The 26,547-nt window shown below is 62.1% G+C and carries 31 protein-coding genes; 12 read left to right on the forward strand and 19 right to left on the reverse strand.

Annotated elements, in window-relative coordinates; translation table 11 throughout:
• Positions 1–413: 413 nt before the first annotated feature.
• From ACESL9_RS02345 to ACESL9_RS02365, 5 genes are all read left to right on the forward strand, one after another.
• A complete protein-coding gene (locus tag ACESL9_RS02345) occupies positions 414–914 on the forward strand; it encodes a YbjN domain-containing protein (protein WP_372613828.1) in 501 nt (166 codons plus the stop codon).
• A gap of 32 nt (positions 915–946) precedes the next feature.
• Positions 947–1,762 (forward strand): pyrroline-5-carboxylate reductase, encoded by an 816-nt coding sequence (gene proC / locus ACESL9_RS02350; protein ID WP_372613830.1) that lies wholly within the window; start codon positions 947–949, stop codon positions 1,760–1,762.
• Positions 1,755–2,093 carry a tRNA-binding protein gene (locus ACESL9_RS02355; RefSeq protein ID WP_372674458.1) on the forward strand — a complete coding sequence of 113 codons (339 nt, stop codon included), beginning with the start codon at positions 1,755–1,757 and terminating at the stop codon, positions 2,091–2,093. Before proC ends, ACESL9_RS02355 begins: the two co-directional genes overlap by 8 nt.
• Positions 2,090–3,040 carry a 2-hydroxyacid dehydrogenase gene (locus ACESL9_RS02360; RefSeq protein ID WP_372613834.1) on the forward strand — a complete coding sequence of 317 codons (951 nt, stop codon included), beginning with the start codon at positions 2,090–2,092 and terminating at the stop codon, positions 3,038–3,040. The genes ACESL9_RS02355 and ACESL9_RS02360 overlap by 4 nt, the downstream gene beginning before the upstream one ends.
• Before the next feature lie 72 nt (positions 3,041–3,112).
• Entirely contained in the window at positions 3,113–4,234 is a 1,122-nt protein-coding gene (locus tag ACESL9_RS02365) for a beta-ketoacyl-ACP synthase III (RefSeq protein ID WP_372674460.1), read from the forward strand.
• A 27-nt stretch (positions 4,235–4,261) separates the two neighbouring features.
• On the opposite strand, the gene ACESL9_RS02370 is transcribed toward ACESL9_RS02365, so the two are convergent.
• The 3 genes from ACESL9_RS02370 to ACESL9_RS02380 all read right to left on the reverse strand — a co-directional run bounded on the left by ACESL9_RS02370 (position 4,262) and on the right by ACESL9_RS02380 (position 7,218).
• Positions 4,262–5,032 carry a 2-keto-4-pentenoate hydratase gene (locus tag ACESL9_RS02370; protein WP_372674461.1) on the reverse strand — a complete coding sequence of 257 codons (771 nt, stop codon included), beginning with the start codon at positions 5,030–5,032 and terminating at the stop codon, positions 4,262–4,264.
• Complete coding sequence (locus ACESL9_RS02375) at positions 5,014–5,637, reverse strand: thymidine kinase (protein WP_372674462.1); 624 nt, start codon at positions 5,635–5,637, stop codon at positions 5,014–5,016. The genes ACESL9_RS02370 and ACESL9_RS02375 overlap by 19 nt, the downstream gene beginning before the upstream one ends.
• A 453-nt stretch (positions 5,638–6,090) precedes the next feature.
• On the reverse strand, positions 6,091–7,218 hold the full coding sequence (locus ACESL9_RS02380) for an S-(hydroxymethyl)glutathione dehydrogenase/class III alcohol dehydrogenase (protein ID WP_372674464.1): 1,128 nt from the start codon (positions 7,216–7,218) through the stop codon (positions 6,091–6,093).
• A gap of 91 nt (positions 7,219–7,309) precedes the next feature.
• Between ACESL9_RS02380 and ACESL9_RS02385 the strand changes: the two genes are divergently transcribed.
• From ACESL9_RS02385 to ACESL9_RS02395, 3 genes are all read left to right on the forward strand, one after another.
• Entirely contained in the window at positions 7,310–8,068 is a 759-nt protein-coding gene (locus tag ACESL9_RS02385; protein WP_372613844.1) for an IclR family transcriptional regulator, read from the forward strand.
• Between the two features lie 85 nt (positions 8,069–8,153).
• On the forward strand, positions 8,154–9,554 hold the full coding sequence (locus ACESL9_RS02390) for a selenium-binding protein SBP56-related protein (RefSeq protein WP_372613846.1): 1,401 nt from the start codon (positions 8,154–8,156) through the stop codon (positions 9,552–9,554).
• Positions 9,555–9,575: 21 nt separating this feature from the next.
• On the forward strand, positions 9,576–10,226 hold the full coding sequence (locus ACESL9_RS02395) for a hypothetical protein (protein ID WP_372674465.1): 651 nt from the start codon (positions 9,576–9,578) through the stop codon (positions 10,224–10,226).
• A gap of 21 nt (positions 10,227–10,247) precedes the next feature.
• On the opposite strand, the gene argE is transcribed toward ACESL9_RS02395, so the two are convergent.
• From argE to ACESL9_RS02440, 9 genes are all read right to left on the reverse strand, one after another.
• Positions 10,248–11,381 (reverse strand): acetylornithine deacetylase, encoded by a 1,134-nt coding sequence (gene argE, locus ACESL9_RS02400; protein ID WP_372613850.1) that lies wholly within the window; start codon positions 11,379–11,381, stop codon positions 10,248–10,250.
• Positions 11,378–12,316, reverse strand: a complete 939-nt coding sequence (locus tag ACESL9_RS02405; RefSeq protein WP_372613852.1) for a LysR family transcriptional regulator — start codon at positions 12,314–12,316, stop codon at positions 11,378–11,380. The genes argE and ACESL9_RS02405 overlap by 4 nt, the downstream gene beginning before the upstream one ends.
• Positions 12,313–12,990 carry a DUF1028 domain-containing protein gene (locus ACESL9_RS02410; RefSeq protein ID WP_372613854.1) on the reverse strand — a complete coding sequence of 226 codons (678 nt, stop codon included), beginning with the start codon at positions 12,988–12,990 and terminating at the stop codon, positions 12,313–12,315. The genes ACESL9_RS02405 and ACESL9_RS02410 overlap by 4 nt, the downstream gene beginning before the upstream one ends.
• A 70-nt stretch (positions 12,991–13,060) precedes the next feature.
• Positions 13,061–13,477 (reverse strand): RidA family protein, encoded by a 417-nt coding sequence (locus tag ACESL9_RS02415; RefSeq protein WP_372674467.1) that lies wholly within the window; start codon positions 13,475–13,477, stop codon positions 13,061–13,063.
• Positions 13,478–13,520: 43 nt separating this feature from the next.
• The gene (locus ACESL9_RS02420) at positions 13,521–14,696 is read right to left on the reverse strand and encodes a LysR substrate-binding domain-containing protein (RefSeq protein ID WP_372613858.1); all 1,176 of its coding nucleotides are present in this window, start codon (positions 14,694–14,696) and stop codon (positions 13,521–13,523) included.
• A gap of 24 nt (positions 14,697–14,720) precedes the next feature.
• The gene (locus ACESL9_RS02425; RefSeq protein WP_372674469.1) at positions 14,721–15,854 is read right to left on the reverse strand and encodes an aromatic ring-hydroxylating oxygenase subunit alpha; all 1,134 of its coding nucleotides are present in this window, start codon (positions 15,852–15,854) and stop codon (positions 14,721–14,723) included.
• 34 nt (positions 15,855–15,888) lie between these two features.
• A complete protein-coding gene (locus ACESL9_RS02430; protein ID WP_372614972.1) occupies positions 15,889–17,163 on the reverse strand; it encodes a flavin-containing monooxygenase in 1,275 nt (424 codons plus the stop codon).
• A gap of 150 nt (positions 17,164–17,313) precedes the next feature.
• Positions 17,314–17,847, reverse strand: a complete 534-nt coding sequence (gene thpR / locus ACESL9_RS02435) for an RNA 2',3'-cyclic phosphodiesterase (protein ID WP_372614934.1) — start codon at positions 17,845–17,847, stop codon at positions 17,314–17,316.
• A 141-nt stretch (positions 17,848–17,988) separates the two neighbouring features.
• Positions 17,989–18,957 carry a threonine dehydratase gene (locus tag ACESL9_RS02440; protein WP_372614935.1) on the reverse strand — a complete coding sequence of 323 codons (969 nt, stop codon included), beginning with the start codon at positions 18,955–18,957 and terminating at the stop codon, positions 17,989–17,991.
• 105 nt (positions 18,958–19,062) lie between these two features.
• Between ACESL9_RS02440 and ACESL9_RS02445 the strand changes: the two genes are divergently transcribed.
• Positions 19,063–19,692 carry a hypothetical protein gene (locus tag ACESL9_RS02445; protein ID WP_372614936.1) on the forward strand — a complete coding sequence of 210 codons (630 nt, stop codon included), beginning with the start codon at positions 19,063–19,065 and terminating at the stop codon, positions 19,690–19,692.
• Positions 19,693–19,713: 21 nt separating this feature from the next.
• On the opposite strand, the gene ACESL9_RS02450 is transcribed toward ACESL9_RS02445, so the two are convergent.
• Together ACESL9_RS02450 and ACESL9_RS02455 are read right to left on the reverse strand one after the other, a co-directional pair.
• Positions 19,714–19,941, reverse strand: a complete 228-nt coding sequence (locus tag ACESL9_RS02450; RefSeq protein WP_372614937.1) for a DUF1150 family protein — start codon at positions 19,939–19,941, stop codon at positions 19,714–19,716.
• Positions 19,942–19,944: 3 nt separating this feature from the next.
• Positions 19,945–20,358 carry an Hsp20 family protein gene (locus ACESL9_RS02455; RefSeq protein ID WP_372614938.1) on the reverse strand — a complete coding sequence of 138 codons (414 nt, stop codon included), beginning with the start codon at positions 20,356–20,358 and terminating at the stop codon, positions 19,945–19,947.
• A gap of 168 nt (positions 20,359–20,526) precedes the next feature.
• Between ACESL9_RS02455 and ACESL9_RS02460 the strand changes: the two genes are divergently transcribed.
• From ACESL9_RS02460 to ACESL9_RS02470, 3 genes are read left to right on the forward strand one after another with little or no spacing between them, the layout of a single operon-like run.
• Positions 20,527–20,751, forward strand: a complete 225-nt coding sequence (locus ACESL9_RS02460; RefSeq protein WP_372614939.1) for a YdcH family protein — start codon at positions 20,527–20,529, stop codon at positions 20,749–20,751.
• 58 nt (positions 20,752–20,809) lie between these two features.
• Positions 20,810–21,298, forward strand: a complete 489-nt coding sequence (purE, locus tag ACESL9_RS02465; RefSeq protein WP_372614940.1) for a 5-(carboxyamino)imidazole ribonucleotide mutase — start codon at positions 20,810–20,812, stop codon at positions 21,296–21,298.
• Positions 21,291–22,358, forward strand: a complete 1,068-nt coding sequence (locus tag ACESL9_RS02470; protein WP_372614941.1) for a 5-(carboxyamino)imidazole ribonucleotide synthase — start codon at positions 21,291–21,293, stop codon at positions 22,356–22,358. The genes purE and ACESL9_RS02470 overlap by 8 nt, the downstream gene beginning before the upstream one ends.
• A gap of 134 nt (positions 22,359–22,492) precedes the next feature.
• On the opposite strand, the gene ACESL9_RS02475 is transcribed toward ACESL9_RS02470, so the two are convergent.
• The 5 genes from ACESL9_RS02475 to crcB all read right to left on the reverse strand — a co-directional run bounded on the left by ACESL9_RS02475 (position 22,493) and on the right by crcB (position 26,542).
• A complete protein-coding gene (locus ACESL9_RS02475; RefSeq protein WP_372614973.1) occupies positions 22,493–23,512 on the reverse strand; it encodes an amino acid ABC transporter substrate-binding protein in 1,020 nt (339 codons plus the stop codon).
• A 207-nt stretch (positions 23,513–23,719) separates the two neighbouring features.
• Positions 23,720–24,451: an ATP12 family chaperone protein gene (locus ACESL9_RS02480; RefSeq protein ID WP_372614942.1), complete on the reverse strand. Its 732-nt coding sequence runs from the start codon at positions 24,449–24,451 to the stop codon at positions 23,720–23,722.
• Positions 24,448–25,128, reverse strand: a complete 681-nt coding sequence (locus ACESL9_RS02485; protein ID WP_372614943.1) for an HAD-IA family hydrolase — start codon at positions 25,126–25,128, stop codon at positions 24,448–24,450. The genes ACESL9_RS02480 and ACESL9_RS02485 overlap by 4 nt, the downstream gene beginning before the upstream one ends.
• Entirely contained in the window at positions 25,125–26,168 is a 1,044-nt protein-coding gene (locus ACESL9_RS02490; protein WP_372614944.1) for an RluA family pseudouridine synthase, read from the reverse strand. The genes ACESL9_RS02485 and ACESL9_RS02490 overlap by 4 nt, the downstream gene beginning before the upstream one ends.
• Entirely contained in the window at positions 26,165–26,542 is a 378-nt protein-coding gene (gene crcB / locus ACESL9_RS02495) for a fluoride efflux transporter CrcB (RefSeq protein WP_372614945.1), read from the reverse strand. The genes ACESL9_RS02490 and crcB overlap by 4 nt, the downstream gene beginning before the upstream one ends.
• Positions 26,543–26,547: the final 5 nt, after the last annotated feature.

Genomic DNA, 26,547 nt, shown 5'->3' on the forward strand with positions numbered 1-26,547 from the left:
CCTCCAGCCCATTACGTGGCGTCAGAATGCCCGAACCTGCATGGGCTCCGACACTCTGTCACCATAACCCAGTCAAGGACCTGCCAAAGGTCCTGTCTACGACCGCCAGACAAAACGCTGGGCGCTAATCATAGCCGCAACTGCTGAATGCGCAAAGCGTCGCGTTCCGCCCCGAGACAAATCGCTATCACATTCACGCGGGATATCGGTTGCGGGCATGACAGAGATTTGTGTCCCAATCGCGAAAATCCACAAGTTATTGAGGTTGTCCGCAACAAATTGCTTTACAGGCGAGAGTTCAGCCCTCACCATATTTCGTATAAGGTAGGGAAGCGACCCCACCTTGTAGAGCAGGCACCTAGCGCTTGGGGCGCTGCCAAGCCCCAGCGCCAAAACAGCAAAGAGGTGGCGTCATGGCCCTGAGCGAGCAGTATCTGGAAGACGAGCTTCACCCGATCGACATCGTCGAAACCCTTGCCGCGCATCACGATTGGGATTTCGACCGTATCGCAGATGACCAGATCGCCATGGCCGTCGAAGGCCAGTGGCGGACCTATTCCATCACGCTGGCCTGGTCGGCTTATGATGAAACGCTGCGCATGGTCTGCACCTTCGAGATGGAACCGCCCGAGGGCAAGCACGACGCGCTGATGGCTGCGCTGAACGCGGTCAACGATCAATGCTGGGCGGGCGCGTTCACATGGTGGGAAGACCAGAAACTGATGGTCTATCGTTACGGCCTCGTCTTGGCGGGCGGTCAGATCGCATCGGCGGAACAGATCGACACGATGATCCGCGCCGCGGTGGTAAGCGCCGAACGCTATTACCCGGCGTTTCAACTGGTCGTCTGGGCCGACCGCACCCCCAAGGATGCGCTGCAAGTCGCCATTGCCGAGGCTTACGGGCGCGCGTAACACTGTCCCCCGCAATCACCAAGGGGGATCACATGACTATGGATGACATCGCGGCGCGCGGGCTGGTCTTGCTGGGCTGCGGCAAGATGGGCTCGGCCATGTTGATGGGCTGGCTGGCCGGTGGGTTGCCGGCCGGATCGGTCTATGTGCGTGACCCTGCACCCTCGGATTGGCTGAGCGGCACAGGGGTTCACCTCAACACGGACCTTCCCGTCGAGCCTGCCATCGTGCTGATCGCGGTCAAGCCGCAAATGATGGCAGAGGCGCTTCCGGTGCTGCTTCCAATGGGGAATGGCGAAACGCTGTTCCTGTCGGTCGCGGCGGGCACGTCGATCGCCACCTACGAGCGGGTGCTGGGGGCCGAGTCCCCGATTATCCGCGCCATGCCCAACACGCCCGCTGCCATAGGCCGAGGTATCACCGCGATCATCGGCAATGCACATGCCAGCGCCGACCATCTGGACGCGGCCGAAACCCTTTTGTCCGCGGTCGGACAGGTGGTCAGGCTCGACGCCGAATCGCAAATGGACGCGGTCACCGGCGTTTCCGGGTCCGGCCCGGCCTATGTGTTTCACATGATCGAGTGCCTGGCCCAGGCCGGCGAAGCGCAGGGGCTCTCATCCGATCTTGCGCTGGAACTTGCTCGGACTACGGTGGCGGGTGCGGGGGCGCTGGCGATGAACTCGGGCGAAAGCCCCGAGCAATTGCGCGTCAATGTCACGTCGCCCAATGGCACGACCCAAGCCGGGCTCGACATATTGATGGACGAGGCGACCGGACTTCCGCCGCTGATCGAAAGGACCGTCGCCGCCGCCGTCAACCGATCACGGGAGCTTGCAAATGGCTGAGATCACGTTCGACGATTTTCTCAAGGTCGATATCCGCGTAGGCACCGTCACCCGCGCCGAACCCTATCCAGAGGCGCGCAAGCCGGCAATCAAGCTCTGGGTCGATTTCGGCCCCGAACTCGGCGAGCGCAAATCCTCGGCCCAGATCACCGCGCATTACACACCCGAATCTTTGCTCGGAAAACAAGTGCTTGCCGTAGTGAATTTCCCGCCTCGACAGATCGGAAAATTCATGTCCGAATGCCTTGTTCTGGGGCTGTCGGGCACGAAAGGTGGAATCGTGCTATTATCACCGGACCTGCCCGTACCGAACGGAGGACGGATGCATTGAAACGCCTGCTCATTACCCGGCGCCACCCCGATCGGACCATCGAAGCCGCAAAGGGGCTTTTCGACGTGACGGTGCGCGATGAAAACGACCCGCTATCACCGGACGAGTTGCGCACGGCGCTTACTGACTATGACGCGGTGTTGACGACGCTGGGCGATGCCTTTTCGGAGAAGATCTTCGCTGCCGTTAGCCCCCCTCGTGCAACCATCCTGGCCAATTTCGGCGTAGGATATAACCATATCGACGTGGAATCCGCACGGCTGCGCGGAGTGACCGTGACGAATACGCCAGGTGCTGTCACCGACGCCACCGCCGATATCGCGATGACGCTCATCCTGATGAGCGCGCGCCGCGCGGGTGAAGGCGAACGGATGTTGCGTGCAGGTCGGTGGACGGGCTGGAACCCGATGCAGCTTCTGGGCATGCATGTGACCGGCAAGACCGTAGGCATCGTCGGCATGGGCCGGATCGGACAGGCCATTGCGCGGCGCTGTCATTATGGGTTCGGGATGAAGGTGATCTATACCAACCGGTCCGAGAAACGGATGGAATTCCCCGCCGAGCAGATGGCGCAACACGAACTGGCGCGACACGCCGACATCGTGGTGGTGGCGGTGCCGGGCGGACGCGAGACGCATCACCTGATCGGTGCGGGTTTTCTCGCGTCGATGCAGCCGCATGCGCATTTCATCAATATCTCGCGCGGTGACGTTGTGGATGAAAACGCCCTGATCGCCGCGCTGGAGGAGAGCCGGATCGGCGGTGCGGGACTCGACGTTTACGAGCATGAGCCGCACGTGCCCGAACGCTTGCGACAACTGGACAACGCGGTGCTCTTGCCGCATCTCGGGACCGCCGCACTCGATGTGCGTGAGGCAATGGGGATGATGGCCGTCGAGAACCTGCGTGCCCATCTCGAAGGCCGCGAACCACCCAACAAGCTTTGAGGGCGGTGGTTCCGTCCTTGATATCCCCGACACACCGGGGCGCCCTGTAGCGCGATCAAAGAAAGAGGTCTCATGTATCAGCCAGCCATCACCGGCACGGGTGTTTTCACACCCGAACATGTCATCACCAATGAAGAGCTGGTCGCCAGCTTCAACGCCTATGCCGAGAAGTGGAACGCCGCCCATGCCGATGCCATCGCCACCGGGGAGGTCGAAGCGAAGGAAATGTCCTCGACCGGGTTCATCCTCAAGGCCAGTGGGATCGAACAGCGTTATGTGCTCGAAAAAGAGGGCATTCTGGATCCCGACCGCATGTATCCCCATTTCCGTCAACGCAGCGACGAAGAGCCGGGCCTGATGACCGAGATTGCGATGGACGCCTGCGAAAAGGCGCTGACGCGGGCGGGAGTACGGGCCATTGAGATTGACCTCGTGATCTGTGCCGCCTCGAACATGGAACGCGCCTATCCCGCGATCGGTGTGGAGATTCAAAAGGCGCTTGGCGCGGGCGGTTTCGCCTTCGACATGAACGTGGCCTGTTCTTCCGCCACCTTCGGCATTCAGGCCGCCGCCGACATGATCCGCGCGGGCAGTGTGCGCAAGGCGTTGGTTGTCAATCCCGAGATCACCAGCGGCCATCTCGAATGGCGCGACCGCGATTGCCATTTCATCTTTGGTGATGTCTGCACAGCGACAGTTCTGGAACGCGCCGAGGAGGCCAAGGGGGAGCACTGGATCGTGCATTCCACCCGCTGCGCGACCGAGTTTTCCAACAACATCCGCAACAACAACGGCTTCCTGCGGCGCAATCGGCCCGACGGGATGAAGGACCGGCGCGACATGCAGTTCATGCAGAACGGGCGCAAGGTGTTCAAGGAGGTGGTCCCGATGGTCTCGGACCATATCGCGCACCACCTCGAAGACGCAGGCTGGCAGGCGGGCGATCTCAGGCGAATGTGGCTGCATCAGGCCAACAAGGCGATGAATGATTTTATCGGCCGCAAGGTGCTGGGCCGGGTGCCCGAGCCCGAGGAACAACCCAACATTCTTCAGGAATACGCCAACACATCATCCGCCGGTTCGATCATCGCATTTGCGAAGCATTCAAATGATATGAGGAAGGGCGACAAGGGGCTGATCTGTTCATTCGGCGCGGGCTATTCGGTGGGGTCGGTGTTGATCGAGCGCGCCTGACGTCGCTATCATTCGGCGAAAGATCGTCTATCCCGCCACCGCAACGGCAACCGGCCCGAGGGTCATGAAATCCGCCTCGATCCGCGCTCCCGGCACGGCGTGAACCACATCGCAGATCAACCCTGTCGCGACCACGTCTCCCCGGCGCAGCCCGATGCCGCGCGCAGAGAGGTCATTGGCCAGCCATGCGATCACCGCATCGGGCCCGCCCATGGCGTTGGCCCCCACGCCTTCGGTCACTGCAACATCGTCGCGCCGTACCGTGACGCGCTCGCCCGCAAGGTCCCGGTCCGGGTTGAACGGATGCCCCGCCCCGCAGATCACCCCGCGGTTGATAACCCCGTCAGCGGCCAGCCATTCGGCCGCATCGCGGATGCCGCCGGGCAGGCGCTTGTTGACCCATTCAATGACCGGCAGCACCTCGCCCACCGCCGCCAGCACCTCGGCCCGCTCATAGGGCGCTGCGCGCGGCGGCAAATCGGCTTGCATCCTCAGCCCGATCTCCGCCTCAAGGATACCAAGATCGCCCTCGACTGGCGCGATCTCGACCCCGCTGCCCCAGACCGACCCCTCGAACAAGGGCCCAGCCAGCGGTGCATCGACACCACAAAGCTCTTGCGCGCGCAGCGAGGTCAGCCCAACCTTCCAGCCCACCACCGACGCCCCCATCGCTGCCGTCATCGCACCTTGAATCGCGAGCGCCTCGCCCATGTCGGGCCGTACGCAGGGATATTCCTCCAGCTTTCGCCCCGTGCGACGCGCCTCGGCCAGCGCCCTGCCTATCGTTTCGATTTCCATCCCTCACCTCCCATCATTTTTTCCACCTGGTCGCCCACCGCCTCGCGCCAATGCTGCCGGCACAGGCTCTCATAGGTTTCGTTACCACCGATCTGCACCTGTTCGCCACACGTCACGGGGCGACCGTTTGCATCTCGGCGCACCACCATCGTCGCCTTACTGCCGCAATGGCAGATGGTCCGCACCTCGCGCATCTCGTCCGCAAGCGCCAGAAGCGCGGCCGAGCCAGGAAACAGCGCGCCACGAAAATCGACCCGCAACCCGTAGCACATCACCGGCACGCCGAGATCGTCGACCACGCGCGCCAGTTGCCAGACCTGATCATGGGTCAGAAATTGCGCCTCGTCCACGAAAACACAGGCGATCGGCCCCTTGGCCAAACGCGTGCCGACCGATCCGAACAGATCGTCCTGCGCATCGAACATATCGGCCTGGGCCCCGATTCCGATGCGACTCGCGATCCGTCCCACCCCTGCGCGCGTATCGAGCCGTGCGGTCAGCAAATAAGGTTCCATGCCCCTTTCGCGGTAGTTATGCGCCGCCTGCAAGAGCACCGTCGATTTGCCCGCGTTCATGGTCGAATAATTGAAATGAAGCTTTGCCATGGGCGCGGTTTATGCCGCCTTGGCGCATGGGTGCAAGCCTCTGGAACCGAGACACCACAGGCAACCGGAAAAGATAATACCGAAGAGCCCGAAGGAAATGCGCGCCCGCAATAGACATATGACCGCGGCCCTGTCCGACCTGAAGGGCATCACGCCGAGCCGTGACCGGCGCCGCGATCATGTATCTCAGGGAGACGTCTACACGGATGTAATAGCCCTGGCTCACCGTTTAGCGATGCTCATGACGAGTTTCGACAAGCCCTCGAGGACGGGTTCACGACGGTGAACGAGACCAAACCTGCACAAGGAAGCGGTCGTCCTGCAACAGGTATCGCTCGACATGAAGCTGAACCTTGAGCAGGAAGCGCGCTAACCTCGATATCGCTACCGGAAGCGGCTTCCCGATCCGGCCCGTTGCCATGAAGGGTGCGCGTCGCGCCCTTGAAATAGACTTCAGAACTCCACCACTGCCCGGATGGATTTGCCTTCGTGCATCAGATCGAAGCCCTTGTTGATCTGGTCCAGTGTCAGCTTGTGTGTGATCATCGGATCGATCTCGATCTTCCCGTTCATGTACCAATCCACGAATCTGGGAACATCGCTGCGTCCCTTCGCTCCACCGAATGCCGTACCCTTCCAGACGCGTCCCGTCACCAATTGGAAGGGTCGCGTCGAGATCTCGGCACCCGCCGGCGCGACGCCGATTATGACCGACACGCCCCAGCCCCGATGGCTGCACTCCAGCGCATCACGCATCACCTGTACATTGCCCGTGGCGTCAAACGAATAATCCACGCCACCAATTGCGTCGTCGCCACGCTGGGTCAGTTTGACGATTTCCTGCACCGTGTTATCGACCTTATCGGGATTGATGAAATGTGTCATCCCGAACTTGCGCGCCATCTCTTCCTTGGCATCATTTAGGTCCACCCCGATGATCATGTCGGCCCCGGCCATGCGCAAACCCTGGATCACATTGAGGCCGATTCCGCCCAGCCCGAACACCGCCGCCGTGGACCCGATTTCGACCTCTGCTGTATTGATCACCGCGCCAATGCCGGTAGTCACGCCGCAACCAATATAGCAGATCGTGTCGAACGGTGCGTCCTCTCGCACCTTGGCCAGCGCGATCTCGGGCAGAACCGTGTGGTTGGAAAAGGTCGAGCAGCCCATGTAGTGATAGATCGGCGTGCCATCGAGCATCGAGAACCGTGTGGTTCCGTCTGGCATCAATCCCTGCCCTTGCGTGCCGCGAATCGCAGTACAAAGGTTGGTCTTGCCCGAGCGGCAAGAATAGCATTCGCGGCATTCGGGCGTGTAGAGCGGGATCACATGATCCCCTGGCTTGAGCGTCGTAACCCCTTCGCCCACCTCCATCACCACGCCTGCGCCCTCATGGCCGAGGATCGACGGAAACAGCCCCTCCGGGTCAGCGCCCGAACGGGTGAATTCGTCGGTGTGGCAAATGCCGGTGGCCTTGATCTCAACCAGAACCTCGCCCGCTTTCGGACCTTCAAGGTTCACTTCCATGATCTCAAGGGGTTTTCCGGCCTCAAGGGCCACAGCAGCTCGTGTGCGCATGTTCACATCACCTCCCGAATTTTCTTGCGTTTCCCGCGTTTCGTTTCATCATTTGAGACCAAGTCTCATCCGGTGGAGCGATTCGGTCAATATGCATCTCGAACGCCTGATCACAATCATGGAGATCGTCGCCGTGGCCGGGAACCCCGTTTCGGCATCGGAAATCCAAAAGGCGACCGGCCTGCCAAAGCCGACCTGCTACAGGCTTATCCAGACGCTTCAGGATCATGGCCTGATCGAGTCCCCCTCGGGCGACGGTCGCGTCATGATCGGAGAGCGTCTGATCCGGATCGCCCTGCTTGGAAAATCCGACGTGGACGTGCGACGGGCCGCGGCACCACTGCTCAAGGCCGCCGCGGTCCGGTTCAACGAAACGGTGTTCCTGTCCCGGTTCCGCAATAGCCAGGTCGAGATCATCCATGTCGAGACGCCGGACGATCCTGCGCGCGCTTTCATCCATCCCGGTCTTGGCGTGCGCCCGATGCATGCATGTTCGTGTTCCAAGGCCATCGCAGCCTTTGCCGAACCGACGTTCCAGGACTGCATCATCAGCGGCAGTCTCAAGGCCTATACAGAACACACCAAGACCACCGAAAAGGAGCTCCGCGCCGATTTCGCCCGCATCGTCGAGAGGGGCTTTGCCGATTGCGATCAGGAGATCGACCTCGGCATTGCCAGCGTGGCGGCACCGATCTCAATCGGGAATATCGGCGCGATCTTCAGCGTCGGGGCCGTCGGCCCGATCCGGCGCTTTGGATCGGACAACCGCGCCCACATCGGGCATGACCTGATCGACCTGGCCGACCGCGTCAGCGGGGCCATACAACTGTGCAATGTGGCCGAAGTTTGAGGAGGCACCGGCCATACCGCCAAGAAGAAAGGAAAAGAAGAGCACGTCAGCCCGTCACGGGCCCATCTATCCAAGGGAGGAAAACATGACTTTGAGACCAGACCCGACATTTCACGCAACCGCGCAGCTTGCCATGCAGGCCCCGGTGGAAACCTACGGCTTCGTTGTGATGCTCAGCCCGGACGGCTCGAAACCCGACGGCATCGCGGTGGTAGATCTCGACCAGAAATCCGACAGCTATGGCACTATCGTCCATCAACTCCTGATGCCCAACACGGGCGATGAGTTCCACCATTTCGGCTGGAACGCCTGTTCCTCGGCGCTCTCGCCGCTTTCGGGCCACGCCTTTCTGGAGCGTCGCTACCTGATCGTTCCAGGAATCCGGTCCTCGCGCATCTACGTGATTGACACCAAGGACCCACTGGACCTGAAGATTCACAAGATCATCGAACCCGAGGAGGTATTCGCAAAGACCGGGTATTCGCGCCCCCACACCATCCATTGCGGTCCAGAAGGGATTTATGTCTCGACACTCGGCGGTGGCGGCAAAGATGGCATGGACGGCCCGCCGGGCATTTTCATCATGGATTGTGAGACCTTCGAGATCATCGGCCAGTATGAGATGGACCGTGGCAAGCAGGACAAGCACTATGATTTCTGGTGGAACCTGCCACAAGATTACATGGTCAGTTCCGAGTGGGCCCTGCCGCCGCAATACGAGAACGGCATCGTGCCTGAGGATTTGCTGTCCAACAAGTATGGCCACTCGATACATTTCTGGGATCTGCGCCGCCGCAAGAACATCCAGACCATCGATTTCGGCGAAAACTACCAGATGGCGCTGGAAATCCGCCCCGCCCACGATCCCAAGAAATCCCACGGTTTCTGCGGCGTGGTGGTCGACACCACCAACCTTCAAGGCGCGGTCTTCACCTGGTGGCGCGGCGAGGACGGCACCTGGCAGTCCAAGAAAACCATCACCATCGATCCGCGCCCGGAAAAGCCCGAGAACCTGCCACCGCTCCTGCAGGGTTTCGAGGCCGTGCCGCCTCTCATCACCGATATCGACCTCAGCCTTGACGACAAATATCTCTATGTCGCTTGCTGGGGCCTTGGCGAGATGCACCAGTATGACGTGTCCGACCCGATGAACCCGGTTCTCGCAGGCAAGGTCGAGCTGGGCGGGATCGCGCGCGGCACCAAGCACCCTGGCGGCGGTGATTTCGCCTTCGGCCCGCAGATGGTCGAGATCAGTCGCGACGGAAAGCGAGTCTACTGGACCAACTCGCTTTATTCGACATGGGACAGCCAATTCTATCCGGACCAGGAAGGCGGCCAGATGGTCATGGCACATGTGGGCGAAAATGGCGGGCTGACGCTCGACAAGGATTTCTATGTCGATTTCCCCAAAGGCTACAGGGCGCACCAGATCCGGCTGGAGGGCGGAGACTGCTCGACCGACAGTTTCTGCTATCCCAACGTCTGAATGGCCCTCGAGGCAAGCACGATGACGGCTCTTTGGGGGGCCGTCATCCTGTCCGGTTTCTATCACGGGATCAATCCCGGGATGGGTTGGCCGCTCGCTGTGTCCGCGGGCCTGATGGAAGGTCGGCACCGGGCGCTGGAAAAGGCCATCGCCGCCCTGGCGTTGGGTCATTTTCTGGCGATGCTCGCGATCCTGCTGCCCTTTTCCATGCTGACCGCGCTGGTCGCGTGGGAAACAGAACTCCGCGTCGGCGCCGGGGCGCTCGTGATCGCTGCAGGCCTCTATCTTCTGATCAATCGCAGGCACCCGCGATTCCTGGCCCGGGTTCATCCGTCTCGACTGGTGCTTTGGTCCTTTCTGGCCGCCATGGCGCATGGCGCGGGGCTCATGCTTGTGCCGATTTATCTCGGAATTTGCGGCGTTGATCCGGGCGATGGCGGGCATGAGGCGGCACGCGGCCTGATGGAACAGAATGTCGCATCCGCCTTCCTCGTGGCTTTTGCGCACACCCTCGCCATGACCATCGCGGGGGGCATCATTGCCGTTGCGATCTATTTCTATTTTGGTCTGAAATTCCTCTCACGAACCTGGTTCAACCTCGATGTCGTCTGGGCATCGAGCCTCGTTCTCGTCGGCGGGTTCGGCATCTATCTCGCGCTTCATGGCCATTGAAGGACGACATTGATATGGCGTTCAATAGCCCGCCAGCTTCTTTCGCAACCGTTCCAGCATCGCGTCGCATTGCGCCAACTGGTCAAGCGCGATGAACTCGTCCGGCTTGTGCCCCTGCGCCATGTCGCCCGGACCACAGACCACCGTTTCTATACCGCGCGCCGCGAAATGCCCCGCCTCGGTGCCAAAGGAAACCTTGATCAACCCCGCCCCGGGAGCGATGTCACGGGCCAGCGCCACCGCCGGGCTGCCCGGCGCGGTGGCAAGACCGGGATAGGCCCCGATCTCTTCGATCTCCAACTCGGCCCCCGGCCCCGCCTGCCCGGCAATCTCGAACGCCGCCGCTTGCAGCCGGGCGATGATTCCATCACGCGTCTCTTCGGCCAGGTTGCGGATTTCAAATGCGATTTCGGCCCGGTCCGGCACGATGTTGAGTGCGCGCCCGCCCTGCATTACCCCGGCGTGAACCGTGCTGTATGGGATGGCGAACCCGGCGTCGCGCGCGCCCAACCGGGCCAGCCGCGCCTGCTCGGCGCGTAACGCGCCGATCATCTCGGCACCCAGATGCAGTGCATTTACGTAATCTGGCGCCTCGGCCGAATGCCCGGCCTGCCCCTGCGCGACCGCGCGCAGCGATGTCTTGCCCTTGTGCCCCAGCGCGATCTGCATCCCCGTCGGCTCACCGACGATACAGGCATCCGGCCGCCCCACGGTCTCGTCGATACGATCCAGCATCACCGGGATACCGCGACAGCCGATTTCCTCGTCCCAGGAAAAGGACAGCTTGAGCGGGCGAGCCAAGCCACCGGCCCGTTCTGCCGCGCTCAACATCGCGGCCAGGAACCCCTTCATGTCGGTGGTCCCGCGCCCGAACACGCGGTCGCCCGCACGGCGCAGCGTGAACGGGTCCGAAGACCATTCCTGTCCCGCCACCGGCACCACATCGACATGGCCCGAAAGCATCACGCCGCCCGGCCCTTCGGGTCCAATCGCGGCCAATAACCCCGATTTTCCCGCTCCGCCCTCGATCCGGTACACCCGTGCTCCCGCCGCGTCGAGCACCATGGCGGCATAGTCCACGATCTCGCCGTTCGGCGTATCGGTGAGCGAGGCAAAGCCCACCAGCCGTTCGAGATGCTCCAGCGTGCGGCTCATGCGGGCGTCTCCACCCGGGTGATTCCGGGGACATGGCCGCCCTCGACATAGCCACGCGCATGGTCGATGAAGGCCCGGATCGTCGGCAGACCCGCAGCCCCCCGGGCCATCACCAGCCCCAGATGCATCATACCCACCGACCCGGCCAACGGCACGAACGAGAGCGGCCGCCCGTCCGGGGCAAGGTCATTCAGCGGGCGGATATTGACGATGCCATAGCCGAACCCGTTGGCGACAAGGCTGCGCATCACCGCCATGTCGCGGGTGCGCTCGCCGATCAGGGGCGGCGTGCCGGTCTCGTCGAAAAACGACAGGAAATAGGCTGCGGAATGGGGCAGGTCGAGCAGGATCATCGGATGCATGGCCAACTCCGCTGCCGTCACCTCCGCCTGCCCGGCAAGCGGGTGATCCGCCGCCATCACAGCGTAGGGGCGCAAGGGCAAGAGCGGCACGAACTCCAGATCATCGGGAATGTTCATGTCATAGCTCAGCGCCACGTCCAGCTCGGCCCGACGCAACCCGTCGAAAATCCCTTCCTGGTCACGCTCGTATTGCCGGATACGCACCTCCGGGTAGCGCGTCTCGAAACCGCGGCGAAGCGCCGGCACGATAATCTGCGCAAAGGTCAAAAGGCAGCCAACCGCCAACGGTCCGCGCACGCTACCCGCGATCTCGCCCGCCAGACGGTTCAGTGCCTCGGCCTCGGCCAGCACACGGGACGCCTGTTCCATCACCTGCCGCCCGGCCTGGGTCAGCGACAAACCCTGCGCCCGGCGACGCACGAACAGCGGCAGGCCCAGCGTCTCTTCGAGCTGAGCTATCGCCGAGGAGATCGAGGGCGACGAGACGTTCACTGCCTCCGCCGCCCGCGCGATCGACCCGGCCCGGCCGACGGCAACGAAATACTCCAGCTGGCGCAGGGAAAACCGGTTCATTCGTCCCCCGGCACCCCGTAGGACGGTGCCCGCGTGGGATCCAGCGCACGGGTAACATAGTCGCGCAATTGCGGCTTGTAGACTTCCCAAGCGCGGGCCACCGCCTCGATCGGGCAGCCCTCGTCGATCCAGTCACAGCGTAGGTCGGCCACCGGCCATGGCACGTCATCGACGATCATTATCCCCGCCGAATGCACCGGCCCGGCCTCACCTCCCGCCGCCAACCCCTCGCGCATCGCCACGATCAGCCGGTCGCCCAGATGGCCGTCGGCTGCCTCGAACCCCGCCACGATGGCCGCAGGCACGCTTTCATTGGCCAGAAGATTACCCCCCGACGCCACGTCGCGCCCCTCGGCCTGCGTCCAGATGCCGAGCGAATTGGGCCCCGAATGAATCGCTGTGCGCCCCTGCCCGTCGATCGCCAGAACCTGCCGATAGTCGATATGACCGCCCGACCGTTGCACCTCGGCAATCGCCTCTCCGGCGCTCATGCCTCGGCCCATCACGTCCAGGACCAGCGGTCCCAGCCGCGGGTCGGTCACGTTCTGGCTCGCCACCGCGCCCGCCCCCGCCCGCGCATGAGAGCAGCGTGCCGCCACCGCTGGCGATGAAGACGAGATCGCCACCCCGAACATCCCCGTCTTGGCGCAGCGCGCCACCAGTGAAAATGTCATCTCCCCGCTCCTTCATCTTGCCGTAAATACTCCGGGGAGCGCGAGGGGCTGGCCCCTCGCCGCTTCCCTCTCAATCCGGGATCACCGCCGTGGCGTCGATCTCTACCAGCCATTCGGGCCGCGCCAGCGCCTGTACGACAAGCCCGGTCGAGACCGGATGCACACCGCGAATATACTCGCCCATCACACGATAAACCGCCTCGCGGTGGCGCACATCTGTGATATAGACGACCACCTTGACCAGATGCTCCATGCGCCCGCCGGCTTCTTCGATCAGTTGGCGGATGTTCTGCATCACCTTGTGGGTCTGCTCGCCCGGATCATGGCTGTCGATGTTCTTCGAATCGTCAAGGTTCTGGGGGCATTGCCCCCGCATCCACACGGTACGCCCGCCGTGCGTGACCACGGCCTGGCACAGGTCATTGTCGAGCGCCTGTTCGGGATATGTATCCCTGGTGTTGAAGGTGCGAATACGCTCATGCGCCACTGTTCGATCTCCTGTTCTGAGTGGGTCCGCAACCCACCACGGTTCATTCATCCAGGTGGAAATAATCCCGGCAATAGCGGATGAACCGCGCCGCCTGCGGTCCGGGAACAACACCACGCCGCGTGGCCAGCATCACCCGGTTGGGCCGCGCCGCCGCCCGCAAGGGCCGCGTGACCAGCAAATGCCCGTCATAACTCATCGTCGCCGCCGGGCGTGTGGACAGGATCGCATAGCCTAGCCCCTGCCCCACCAGCCCGCGCACCATCTCGAAACTCGACGAGCGATAGGCCACGTGCGGGCGAACCCCGGCCTCTTCGAGGATCGAAGTGAAATAATCCCCGCCCTGCGTCGCCCCCAGAAGGATCATCGGATGTTTTGCCAGATCTCGCGGCGTGATCTCGGGCAATTCTGCCAGCGGGTGATCCTGGGCCAGCAATACATAAGGCTCAAGCCGCGCAAGCTCCATCGCCTCGATCCCCTCGGGCAGCCCCGCATCGTAAAGCAGCGCCAGATCGGCTTCACCTGCCATCACCGCCTCCTGCACCCGGCGCTGGTCGCCCTCGATCAGGGCGATGCGCGCTGGCTCTTCGGCCCGGGCCATGCGCCGGATGATATCGGGCAGCAGGACCGGCCCGAAGGTGTGAAAGCATCCGACCCTGAGCACCCGACCTTCGGCCTCCTGCCCCGCCGCCACCGTCGCGGGCGTCTCGATCCGGGTCGCAGCACCATAGGCCCGGCGCGCATAGATCAGTGGTGAGCCGCCCTCGGCGATGAAGATGTCATCGACCTCACCAAAGAAAACGTGATGCGTACCTACCCGGTCGGACGAGATCACGTGGCAGTCGAACCCCACCAACGGATCGCGCACCCGTGGCGCGCCCGAACGCATCGGCGCCCAGTCGCAGCAATCGAACTTGTCGGCCAGCTGATCCCTGAATCGGCCGGCGAAGGCGTCCGAGATATAAGCTTGGTCATCCTTAAGGATATTGACGCAGAAGACCCCGTTGTCGATGATCTGCCGCGCCACCGGGCTTTGCTGATGGATGCAGATAAGCAGCGTCGGGCGCGGCGTGTCGGCACTCACGCTCGACATGGCCGAGACGGTGACGCCCCCGCGCCCTGCTCTGCCATCGGTCGTCACCACATTCACCGTCGCCGCCGCGTGGCTCATCCCGCCAAGGAATCTCTCGCGCAGCGCCGCGCCGGTGGCATGCCCCATATCCATCACCTCTTGAACGGCCCCTCAGGCACCGAGCTTCGCATAAAGGTACTGCGCGAAGTCATAATTCGGACGTTCAAGGTGGCTCAGGTGGCCCGGGCTTGCAAGGCCGGATGAAAGCCCGGCATAGACCTTCTCGGTGCAGCCCCGGTCCTCGACATTGACGTTATCCAGCAGGGTCTTGAGATCGGCAAAATTTTGTTGCGCGTCCGGGTCACCGGCATAATCGTCCGACATCCCGCCGCCAAAACGGATATGAACCTGCCCCGGCGTGAGCGGATGTAGCGAGAGATACCAGAAATACCCCGGCGTCAGCGTGATCATCAGGCTGGGATAGACCGCGATCAGGTAGGTCATGCGCCGCATATCCCCCTCCAGCCGGTCATTGGAGGGATGCGCCATCGCGATGCGCAGACTGTCATCCTTGAGGATCGTGTGATAATTGAACGCCGCCCGGCCCGGCGGGCACTCCATCTCGTCTAGCTTCGACAATCCCCCGATCGTGCCCGCGTGACAGACCGGCAGGTGATAGCTCTCCATGAAATTTTCGGCCAACACCTTCCAGTTGGTGTTCCAGACATGCTCCTCGTAAAACGTCTCGCTGTAGTTGGTCATGTTATAACCCGCGATCATCTCGCCCAGCTCGGCAAGCTGCATGGCAACCGGCCCCGCATCAGGGTTCAATGTGATGAAGACCCAGCCCAGCCATTCCTCACAGCGCACCTGTGGCAACTTGTAAGCCTCCTTGCAGAACCCCGCGTTGAGGCTCATCGCAGGGGCCCCTCGCAACGTGCCATCGAGGTTGTAGGTCCAGCCGTGATAGGGGCAGCTGAGCACACGCGCATGGCCCCGCCCCTCCAGCATGGTGGACATCCGGTGCAGGCATACGTTCGACATCGCCCGCAGGCCCTCCTCGCGGTCGCGGATCACCAACACCGGCTGACCAGCCAGTTCGGCGGTGATGTAGTCACCGGGTTCTTTCAACGCATCGGCGCGCCCCACGCAATACCACTCCCGCGCGAATATCTGCTCGATCTCGGCCTGCATGAACCCCTCCGAGGTGTATACCGAAGGCGGCATCGCATGGGCCCGCTCGAACGGCTGTGCCACGTTCGCGGCCAGTTCATGCAAAGCATCGGGTGTGTGGTCCTCGGGCATCCTGTTCTCTCCTTTCCCGCTCGGCTCACCGTGCTCAGGCGGTTCGTGCCGCCTGTGTATCGGGGCCTTCATAGGACATGTAGTTGCGCTGAATGCCAATCTGGTCGGCGATGAACCTGGCATCGTGCCACACGCCCCAGATGAACGAGGATCCGCGCCGCGACAGCCAAGGCAAGCCGAGGAAATAGACCCCCGATTCTTTCGACACGCCCCGCTGATGCGCGGGCTGGCCATCCGCGTCGAACGCATCGACCTGCAACCACCCGTAATCGAGCGAAAATCCCGTCGCCCAAAGCACCGTGCTTACTCCCGCCTGTTTCAGGTCCAGTTCGGCCAATGGGTGGGTTACGCAATCCGGGTCCGGTCCGATCACCCGAGCCTGCGGTTCCTCGCGCAGGTCGAGCCCGTTGCACACCACATAGTCATCCGCCGCATCCAGAACCGACAGGTAATTCGCATCGCCCCGCGCGATCGTATCGGCCAGGTTCTGCGCAAAGCTCAACTTGCCTGCCGCATAACCCTCTGTTCGCCCGACCAGCGTGATCCCCTGCGCCGCAAGGCTGCGAAAATCCACCGTGTGCCCGCCATGTGCGCCGCTGACCGCGATGGTCACATGTTCGGCCCCAACCGGCGGTGTGGCCAGATCCCACAGGCCCAGTACTCCCAGCCACCAGCAATAATCACGCCCGCGATAGGCGCGGGGCGGCCGGTCATGCGGCCCGACCGACAGGTAGACCTTGCGCCCGGCGCGGGCCAGTTCGTCGGCGATCTGCACGCCGGACGATCCCGCCCCTACCACAAGGACCGCGCCCTCGGGCAATTGGCCGGGGTTGCGGTAATCGGCCGAATGCAACTGCGTCACCCTCGCATCGGCAGGCAGGATCTCCGGGATCACCGGCTTCTGGAACGGTCCGGTGGCGGCCACCACCCGCTCGGCCTCGATCACCCCGGCGCTGGTCTCGGCGGTAAAGCCGGGGCGGCCCGCGTTTCGGGTCACCCGCCTGACCTCGACGCCGCAACGGACCGGCGCCTCGATCAGCCTGGCATATTCCTCGAAATAGGCTGCCATCCGCTCCTTGGGGGCAAAGCTGTCGGGTTCAATATCGTCGAATTCCAGCGTCGGGAACCGATCGTGCCAGGCCGGCCCGTTGGCCACCAGGGAATCCCAGCGGCAGGTCCTCCAGCGTTCCGCGATCCGGTCGCGCTCCAGTACAATATGCGGCACTGCCGCGCGCCCAAGATGCTCGCTCATGGCGAGGCCTGCCTGCCCGCCCCCTACGATCAGCGTGTCGGTCTTTTCAACATGCATTTCCATGTCCTTTTCTGGCCAAATCCTCCCGATGCGCCGTTCCAGGCGGTCATCAAGGGAAAGGATTTCGAGATTCGCTTTGCCGCCAGAATGCCGCACCCGCTATCTTAGGGGGAAGTAAATTTATCAAGGGGTATGATTAGAAAAAATCTAAGCAAAGGCATAGCACGCCAATAACTCATGAATCGGGCCATCAGCCCGCAATTGTGACCGATACAATCCGAACCGCTCTGCACGCTCCTCGACGATCCGCGCCACCGGCCCGAGACAGGTCGCCAGCCGCGCCTCGTCGCGCGCGCTGATGCCGCGCCCGAACCGGCTCAGCGTGACATGCGGGCGAAACCGCTCCCGCCCCAGTTCAATCCCCGCGTCCCGCGCCGCCTGCCGCACCGCGCGGCGCGCCGCCACAAGATAGGGGTCGGGTGCCAGCGCAGCGAAAGCCAGCATTGGCTTACGCCCCTCAAACACATCGCGCCCCGTCACCCGCAGAAACGGCGCGGCCAGTTTAAGCCCCGACAACACCCCGTGCAAATCACGCAACCGCCCCGCATCCACGTCGCCCAGAAAGGCCAGCGTCAGGTGCAGGTTCTCTTCTGACACATGCCGCCCCGGCAGCCCCGCCTGCATTCTTTGCAAAGCGTGTCGCAGCTTCTCGGGCAATTCCAACGCTACAAAAGCTCGCATCGCTTTCTCTTTTGTCGGTCGCGTTCGTTTCAATCCACGCGCTCCGCGAGGAAACGATATCGACACTCACACGCGAATCACGAATGGATTCCACATGCAGAGCGACTCCTCAGAAATCTGCACCCCTCATCAAGACCGGTATCAGGTCTCGGGCACATCACCTTGGAGAAGCATTCGCAGTAACCTCATGTCGATATTGCCCCCCGAGAGGACCACGCCAACCTTGCGTCCCCTGAGACTGTCTTTTTCCTTGCAGGCAAGCGCCAGTCCCGCGGCCCCTGCCCCTTCGGCAAGATTATGGGTCGCCGTGTAGAAAAGTCTTATTGCGTCGGCAATATCCGCATCGCTCACCGTTCCTATATGGTGTGCCTTTTCTGAATAGATGTCGAACGCCGCCTGAACCGGTACGCGCACTGCCATTCCATCGGCAAATGTTGCGGCGGAATCGGACTCGACCAGATGCCCAGCCTCAACCGAACGCTTCGCGCCGTCCGCTCGTTCCGAGACCACAGCCACTATTTCACTCGAGAGCCCAAGGGCATCGCGAGCCGCGATCGTGCCACACAGCCCTGACCCGCAACCGAGTGGAACATAGACCACTTCGAGGTCAGGATGGGCGCGAAACAGTTCAAGACCATAAGTCGCCACTCCGCGCACCAATTCTTTATGAAATGGCGGCACAGGAAATAGCGGCTCGGACTCAGCCGTACGCATCGCAGCCTCGCGCGCCTCGTCGAAGTCGGTGCCATGCTCGACCAACTCGGCCCCGAATGCGCGCATGGCGGCGTTCTTTTCGGTCGAATTGCCGTGCGGGACAAAGATCTTGGCCCTGAGCCCCATCGCCGTAGCCGCCCTTGCCTGTGACTGGCCGTGATTGCCACGGGTCGCGGTCACGATGCCCTCCATCTGCGGATGATTGCGTTTGAGCCACTCCATGAAGGTGATCCCACCACGCACTTTGAACGCGCCGGTGGGGGCATGGTTCTCATGCTTGATGATCACCTTCGTACCCAGCGCCTGTGCCAGCAGCGGCCAGTCATGCGCCGGGGTGGGCGCCATGTATCGAGTGACGAGGCGGTGTGCATCATCAAGTTCGGCTTGGGTGAACATCGGCCCCTCCGGTTTCTCGGTTCAAGAGTGGCAGGCCGCAACGCCGCGGTAAAGCCCGTGCCGCGCGGCGCTGTGCATTTCGCTGGTTGCGGTGTAACAGGGGGCATGACGATCCTCTCGCTCACTTCGGTTCCGCCGCGGTTCGCGCAGCTTGGCCCGGTTCTCGCCAGCCTCGTCGGGCAGGGCGCCGACAGGGTGATCTTGGCACTGGCACGACAGTACACCCGGTTTCCGGGCCCGGTCACGCCCCCCGCCCTGCCCGAAGGTGTCAAGATCATATGGAGTGAGGATTTCGGCCCGGCGACCAAGATCCTCGCGGCACAGCGCGCCTATCCCGATGCCGAGATCGTCTATTGCGACGACGATTGCCTTTATGCGCCCGGCTGGCTTTCTGCACTCCGCGATGGCCCGGGAGTGCGGGCGGGATCGGTGTTTGATGCGCGCCGGTTGAAGCGGCAGGGCGGCGTGGTGGCCCAGGGATTTGCCGGGGTGCGATTGCCAGCCGGTTTTGCGCCGTTCACGCCGCCCCCCGCGGCGTGCCTGCTGGCCGACGATCTGTGGCTTTCGGCGGAAATGGCGGCGCGTGGCGTTTCGATCACAAGCAGCCGCGCGGCGCGGGCGCATGTCACGACGCTCAAGTCGAGCCACGGGTTGCAGGATCTCGACCGGCGCGACACCTATGAACAGGCGGTGGCGATCGTTCACTCCATATGGAGGGTCTGGCCCCCTACCTGACCCGTGACGCCGGTGCCAGCTTCAGTGCACCGTCACCGGCGCGAGATCGTTCTGCCGGGCCAGCGCGAATGCAAGCGAGCGGTCGCGCACGAGCGCAAGTTGTTCGCCATCCGAACTGTGCACCGCGTAGAGGCTTTCCAACCCGCTAGCCTGCGCCTGAACCTCCTCGGGCAGATCCTTTACCGCGACCTTGCGCACATAAACGATGCGGTTTTCTTCACCGGCGCCGAAATCATATTTCGTATCCATGACTTATCCTTTCCTAATCTGGATCGTCTGCACCACTGTCTCGGGCTCAGCCCGGGTCAGATCGACATGCAGAAGACCGTTTTCCATCACGGCTTCGCCCACCTCGACTCCATCGGCGAGCACGAAACTGCGCTGGAACTGTCGCGCGGCAATGCCGCGATGCAGAAACACCCGGCCATCGCTGTCGTCATGTTGGCGACCGCGGATCACCAGTTGCCGGTCCTCAATCGTGATCGCCAGATCCCGCTGCGAGAACCCCGCCACGGCGAGCGTTATCCGATAGGAATTTTCCGAAGTCTGTTCGATATTGAAGGGAGGATAACCTTCGTTACCGGATTTGGCATTGCGTTCGAGCAAGCGCTCCAGCTGTTCGAAGCCCAGAAGGTAGGGGGCCGATCCCAGGGAAAGTTTCGTCATTGACACGGTCCTTTACGCATTCAAGCGACAGTGTTTTCATCCCGGGCCCCGTTCCGGCGACCCGCTGAAGAGATATGGGGGGTCTTGCGCGTCGCTGCAAGGGCTATGCGGAATGACGCCATTTCAGTATCTTATATTGACCGTCGTTTTGGGGGAATCACACCGGATATGAACGCGCCTTTCGACATTTCGATGAAAACCGACGAGGTGCTTCGCATCGAGTTGGAGGTCTTTCGCCGCGAACATCGTGAACTCGACGAATCCATTCGCGTGATGCAAGAGCGCGGCACCGCAGACCAGTTAATGCTGCAGCGACTGAAAAAGAAGAAACTGGCGCTCAAGGATATCATCGCCCGAATCGAGGATCGGCTGACGCCGGATATCATTGCGTAACACCCTGATTTGCCTATAGTGCGGAATTTCTGTGAAGCCGGTCAACCGGGGAGCGATCATGAGCCAAACAAGGGTCGGAATCATCATGGGCAGCCAGTCGGACTGGCCCACGATGAAAGAGGCAGCGGATATTCTCAATGAGCTGGGCGTGGCCTATGAGGCACGGATCGTTTCAGCCCACCGCACGCCGGACCGGCTTTGGGAGTACGGCAGAACGGCGGTGTCGCGTGGGCTTCACGTGATTATCGCGGGCGCAGGCGGGGCGGCGCATCTTCCCGGCATGATGGCCTCTAAAACGCGGGTGCCGGTGATTGGCGTGCCGGTACTGACCAAGGCGCTTTCGGGAATCGACAGTCTTTACTCCATTGTACAGATGCCCAAAGGCTTCCCGGTCGCAACAATGGCGATCGGGGCGGCGGGCGCCGCCAATGCCGGACTGATGGCGGCCGGCATCCTGGCCGTGAGCGACCCGGAACTTGCCGGTCGGCTGGATGATTGGCGCTCCGCATTGTCGGCCTCGATCCCCGAGGAACCAAGCGATGCGTGAATCCCTGCCCCCTGGATCTGTGATCGGCATACTCGGAGGCGGACAATTGGGCCGCATGCTGTCGGTCGCCGCCGCGCGTCTGGGCTACAAGACCGCGATTTTCGAGCCAGGTGGCGATTGCCCGGCCAGCCATGTCGCCAATTTCCACATGCAGGCGGCGTATGAGGACGAAGCGGCGCTGCGGAAATTTGCCGAAGGCGTCGATCTCATCACCTATGAGTTCGAGAACGTGCCCACATCGGCGCTCGACATTCTAGATGCCCTGCGCCCTATCCGACCTGGGCGCGAGGCACTCAGGATCAGCCAGGATCGGATCAACGAGAAGGATTTCCTGTCGGGGCTCGGGCTGCTTGTGGCGCCTTACAGGACAGTCAATTCCGAAGACGATCTGCGCGCAGGCCTGGAAGAAATCGGCACGCCCGCGATCCTCAAGACCTGCCGCTTTGGGTATGACGGCAAGGGGCAGGCGCAGCTGTCCTCGCCCGACGACATCGCCGTCGCATGGGCGACCATGATGGGCGCCGCATCGGTGCTGGAAGGGTTCGTGGAGTTCAGCCACGAGGTTTCGGTGATCGCGGCGCGCGGACTTGACGGGTCGGTCGCGGCATTCGACCCGGGTAATAACGTCCACGAGGGCGGCATTCTGCGCACCACCACGGTTCCGGCGACCCTGACGGCCACACAGCGGGCCGACGCGGTGCTTCTGGCCGCTAAGGTCCTCAACGCGCTCGATTATGTCGGCGTGCTCGGGGTTGAGCTGTTCGTGACCCGAAATGGCCTCATGGTGAATGAGATCGCGCCGCGTGTGCATAATTCCGGCCACTGGACGCAGCAGGGCTGTGCCGTGGACCAGTTCGAACAGCACATCCGCGCGATCACCGGCTGGCCGTTGGGCGATGGCACCCGCCATGCCGACGTGGTGATGGAAAACCTGATCGGTGAAGACATGGCCCGGGTGCCGGCGCTTGCGACCGAGCGGGATGTGGCCATCCACCTTTACGGCAAGGCAGACGTGAAACCTGGCCGCAAGATGGGGCATGTCAACCGGATCATTCGTTGAGCCGACAGGAGTGGGATCCCCCCCTGCATCCTTCGGATATTCGAAGGGGATCTTCCAACTCGCTTTGGATTGCTTGGTTTCTTGCCGGGCTATCGAAATGGGCCGGGAGAGTCGCGCCGCCTCACCACGCGATATTAGCGAAACGGAGGCGAATATAGCAACCCGCCATCAGTCCACTGCGCATTGAGGCCGCGCGAGAGGCCGATTGGGGTATCTTCACCGATATTCCTGGCAAAAATCTCGCCATAGTTACCACCCGCACTGATCGCGTTGACAGCCCAGTCAGCTGAAAGCCCAAGCATTTCACCAAGGTTCCCTTCGGTGCCCAGCAACCGGTTGATCTCGGGATTGTTGCCCGGAGCCGACGCCATTTCACTTACATTGGCCGAGGTGATGCCCAACTCCTCGGCAGAAATAAGCGCGTTGAGTGTCCAGCGCACGACATCGCTCCATTCTTCATCCCCGTGGCGAACCAGAGGTCCCAGCGGCTCCTTCGAAACGATTTCCGGCAGGATCACATGGTCGCCCGGGTTTTCGAAAGTGGCACGAGTCGCAGCAAGGCCCGAAATGTCTGTCGTGTACGTGTCGCACTCTCCAGCAAGATATCTTTTTTGGCCGTCGGCATTGCTCTCAACAGGCACCGGCTCGTAGCTGATGTTGTTCTTGCGAAAGAAATCAGCGAGGTTCAGTTCAGTTGTCGTGCCGGTCTGGATGCAAACGGTCGCACCATCAAGTTCCTTGGCCGAGCTCACGCCCAGCGCCTTGGGCACCATAAAGCCTTGTCCATCATAGTAATTGATCCCGACGAACGTGAACTTCAGGTCCACATCGCGCGAAAAGGTCCAACTGGTATTGCGCGCCAGCAGGTCAACCTCGCCGGACGCGAGCGCCGTAAAGCGTGTTTTTCCGCTCGTGCTGACAAACTCGACAGCCTTCGGGTCGCCAATTATAGCAGCCGCCACTGCACGGCAAATCGCCACGTCGAACCCATGCCATTCGTCATTTCCGTCCGGGGCGGCAAAGCCGACGAGAGGTGTGGTCACACCACAATTCAGCGTGCCGCGTGCTTTCACGTCGTCAAGCGTGCCAGCAGCCCCGGTGCCCGCCGCGAGTCCCGCGACCGTGAGAGCACCAAGAAATACGGTTCTCGTCATGTTTACCTCTTCAAGATTTTCCACCGCTTCAACGGTGGTTCTTTCGGTCATTGCTTAACCGGAACAAACTTGGGTAACCAGTCTCCCAATGGCGGAGAGTTTGGTCGGATTTGTCGATGCAGGTCAAGAGACCCATGGCACTTCGCCGGGCTTGACCCGGCAATTACTCGTTAGGGGACTCGCATATCCAAGTACCCTCAATCTGGTCTAAACGACCGCAATGTCGGTGCGCGAAAACTCGAAGAACCGCATTGCATGAGAAAAAGCCCGTTCTTTCATCGCAGACGCCTCTTCCGCCTCAAGGTCGCGCCCCCATTGCTCACACTGCCATGTCTCGTCAACACGTGACAACGCCCACAGTTCCTGCGCCGGCTTGACCCGCTCGGCGGCGGCAAGGCCCAGCACGAAAGACCCGCTCAAACCGACCAGATCGTGAAACCCAGTCAACTCAAAGGCGTTCATCGACTTGGTAATTCCCTGAATTTTCACAATGGAATCCAAATCTTGCGGCTCGTACATCACACCGTTCACCGGAGAAAGCGCAATATCGTGACGGGCCTTTATCCAGTCCAGCATCGGATTCCACGCCGCTGCCTGCCGCGCGACCAACTCCTCCGGCGCTTCGGCACGATAGCATAGCAGATCGCTGTCGCCATAGGCGGCGATCATCGCAGCCACCTCGTCGTGCTGGGCACGCACCTTGTCGATGGCGGCATTGGCCGAGCGGGTAAAGGGCATGGTTTGCGGATCGATCACTTCGCCCTGCGCATTCCATTCCGCGGCCACCGCTTGAGCCAGCTTTTCTGTCGGCAGCACCAGCGGCGCCTTCGCTGGGCTGCGCACCGGGCGCCCATCGAGCAGGATGCCAAACTCCGAGGCTTCGGCCTCGGGGGCGATAATGGCCTCTTTCCAGAAGCGCCTGGCTTTCCATTCACTCATGAACGATTCTCTCCCTTAAGGTTCAGAGCCCAAGTCACCGCGCCGGGCAGTTCGGTCATGTCATGCACCACCCGATCCGCGACCAGCGTTTCAGGCGCGTGATAGCCCCAGCCAACGCCCAGCGCACCCACACCGGCGGAGCGGGCCATTTCCATGTCGAAACTGGTGTCGCCAACCATTACCGCGTCGCGCGGCCCGACACCCGCCTCGCCCAGTGCGGCAACGAGCATGGCGGGATGCGGTTTGGAGGGGTGAAAATCGGCCACCTGCCGGGTCACGAAAAATCGCTCGAGCCCATGCGCCTCGACCAGCACATCGAGACCACGTTTAGATTTGCCGGTGGCCACCCCCATCAAGAGGAAAGGATCATGCGCCAGCTCGTCCAGCACCGCACGCGCGCCCGGATAGAGCGGCGAGGCGCCGTTGACGCGGCGCTGATCGAAATAAGCCTGCTTGTAGCCCGCAACCAGCCGCGCCCGACGCGCTTCCGACAAAGCCGGGGCAAGCCGCGCCACCGCGTGATCGAGCGAAAGCCCGACAATCGAAAGGACCGCCGCACGGTCGGGGGCATCAAGCGATTCCGCGGCAAAGGCTGCACCCATGGCCGAAAAAATCTCGGCTTGGCTGTCCGACAGCGTGCCATCAACATCGAAAACGACCAAGCGCAATCGACTCATTTTACCGCCTCGAACGGGTCGGCGGCGGCTAGATCGGGGGACCAACCGAAGGTTTCAAACGTATGCGCCATGTGATCGGGCAAGGGAGCGGTAACGGTCACATCCCGCCCCGTGACCGGGTGTTCGAACCCTATTGAACGGGCATGCAGATGCAGCTTGTTCGAGATGATCCCGCCCAGTCTTGAACCCCATCCATCGCCCAGGTTTTCCTGACTCGAACCGCCATATTTGCCGTCACCCACGATCGGATGCCCGATCTCGGCCATGTGCGCGCGCAGTTGATGGGTGCGCCCTGTGATCGGCTCCATCGCGACCCAAGCGGCACGTTCTGCGACGCGGTAGAGCGTGGCATATTGCGTGATTGCACGTTTCGCGCCCGGGGTCCGGTCGATCTCGTCGGGGTGGACGCACAGCATCTTTTCACCCTGCCCCTGGCCCCCACCCGGCGCCTTGACAAGGCCATACTTGATCTCGCCCAGATAGGGGCGCGGCACACCGGCCACCACGGCCCAGTATATCTTGCGCGTGGCGCGATGCCGGATGGCCGCCGTAAGCGCCTGCGCCACCGCGCGGCTACGCGCCAGCAACAGCACACCAGAAGTGTCCTTGTCGAGCCGATGCACAAGGCGCGGTTTCTCGTCCCACCCGAACTTGAGCGCCTCGGACAGCCCATCGACATGGCGGGTCTGCTTGCTGCCGCCCTGGGTGGGCAGGCCCGGCGGCTTGTTAAGCGCGATGATGTGATCGTCATGCCAGATCACGGACGCCTGGATCATCCGGGCGTCTGCCTCGCTGATCGTCGATTTCGGTGCCGGCTTTGGCGCCGCGTCCGGTTCGGGCAGCGGCGGGATGCGCACTTTCTGCCCTACCACCAGCCGATGCGCGGGCTTCACCCGCCCGCCATCGACGCGCACCTCGCCCTTGCGGCACATCTTTTCGATCCGGCCTTGCGGCAAATTCGGGAAATGCCGCCGGAACCAGCGGTCGAGCCGCTGATCGCCATCGCCCGGACCCACTGTGATGGTTTGCACGCTGTTCATTGCAGGGCCCCACGGGCAACGAATATACCCAACACAAGCGCACCAACGGACAATAGCACCGAAACGGCGACGTAAAGCGCCGCAAATCCCGCCTGCTCCTTTTCCCAAAGCACATAAACATCGAGCGAGAAGGCCGAGAATGTCGTAAACCCGCCCAAGATCCCAGTCATCAGGAAAGGTGCGAGGCGCATCGCATCCTTCGAGGCCAGTGTCACGAACAGGACCCCCATCAGCAACGAGCCCACCACGTTGACCACCAGCGTACCCCAGGGATAGCCCGACCCCATCAGCCGCGCCGCACCCGCGAAACTGAGATACCGGAGCGAAGCCCCGATCGCGCCACCAAGGGCCACTTGCAATAAGGTTGTGAACATGGGTG

It is taken from the genome of Aquicoccus sp., assembly GCF_041686535.1.
Lineage (GTDB): Bacteria > Pseudomonadota > Alphaproteobacteria > Rhodobacterales > Rhodobacteraceae > Aquicoccus.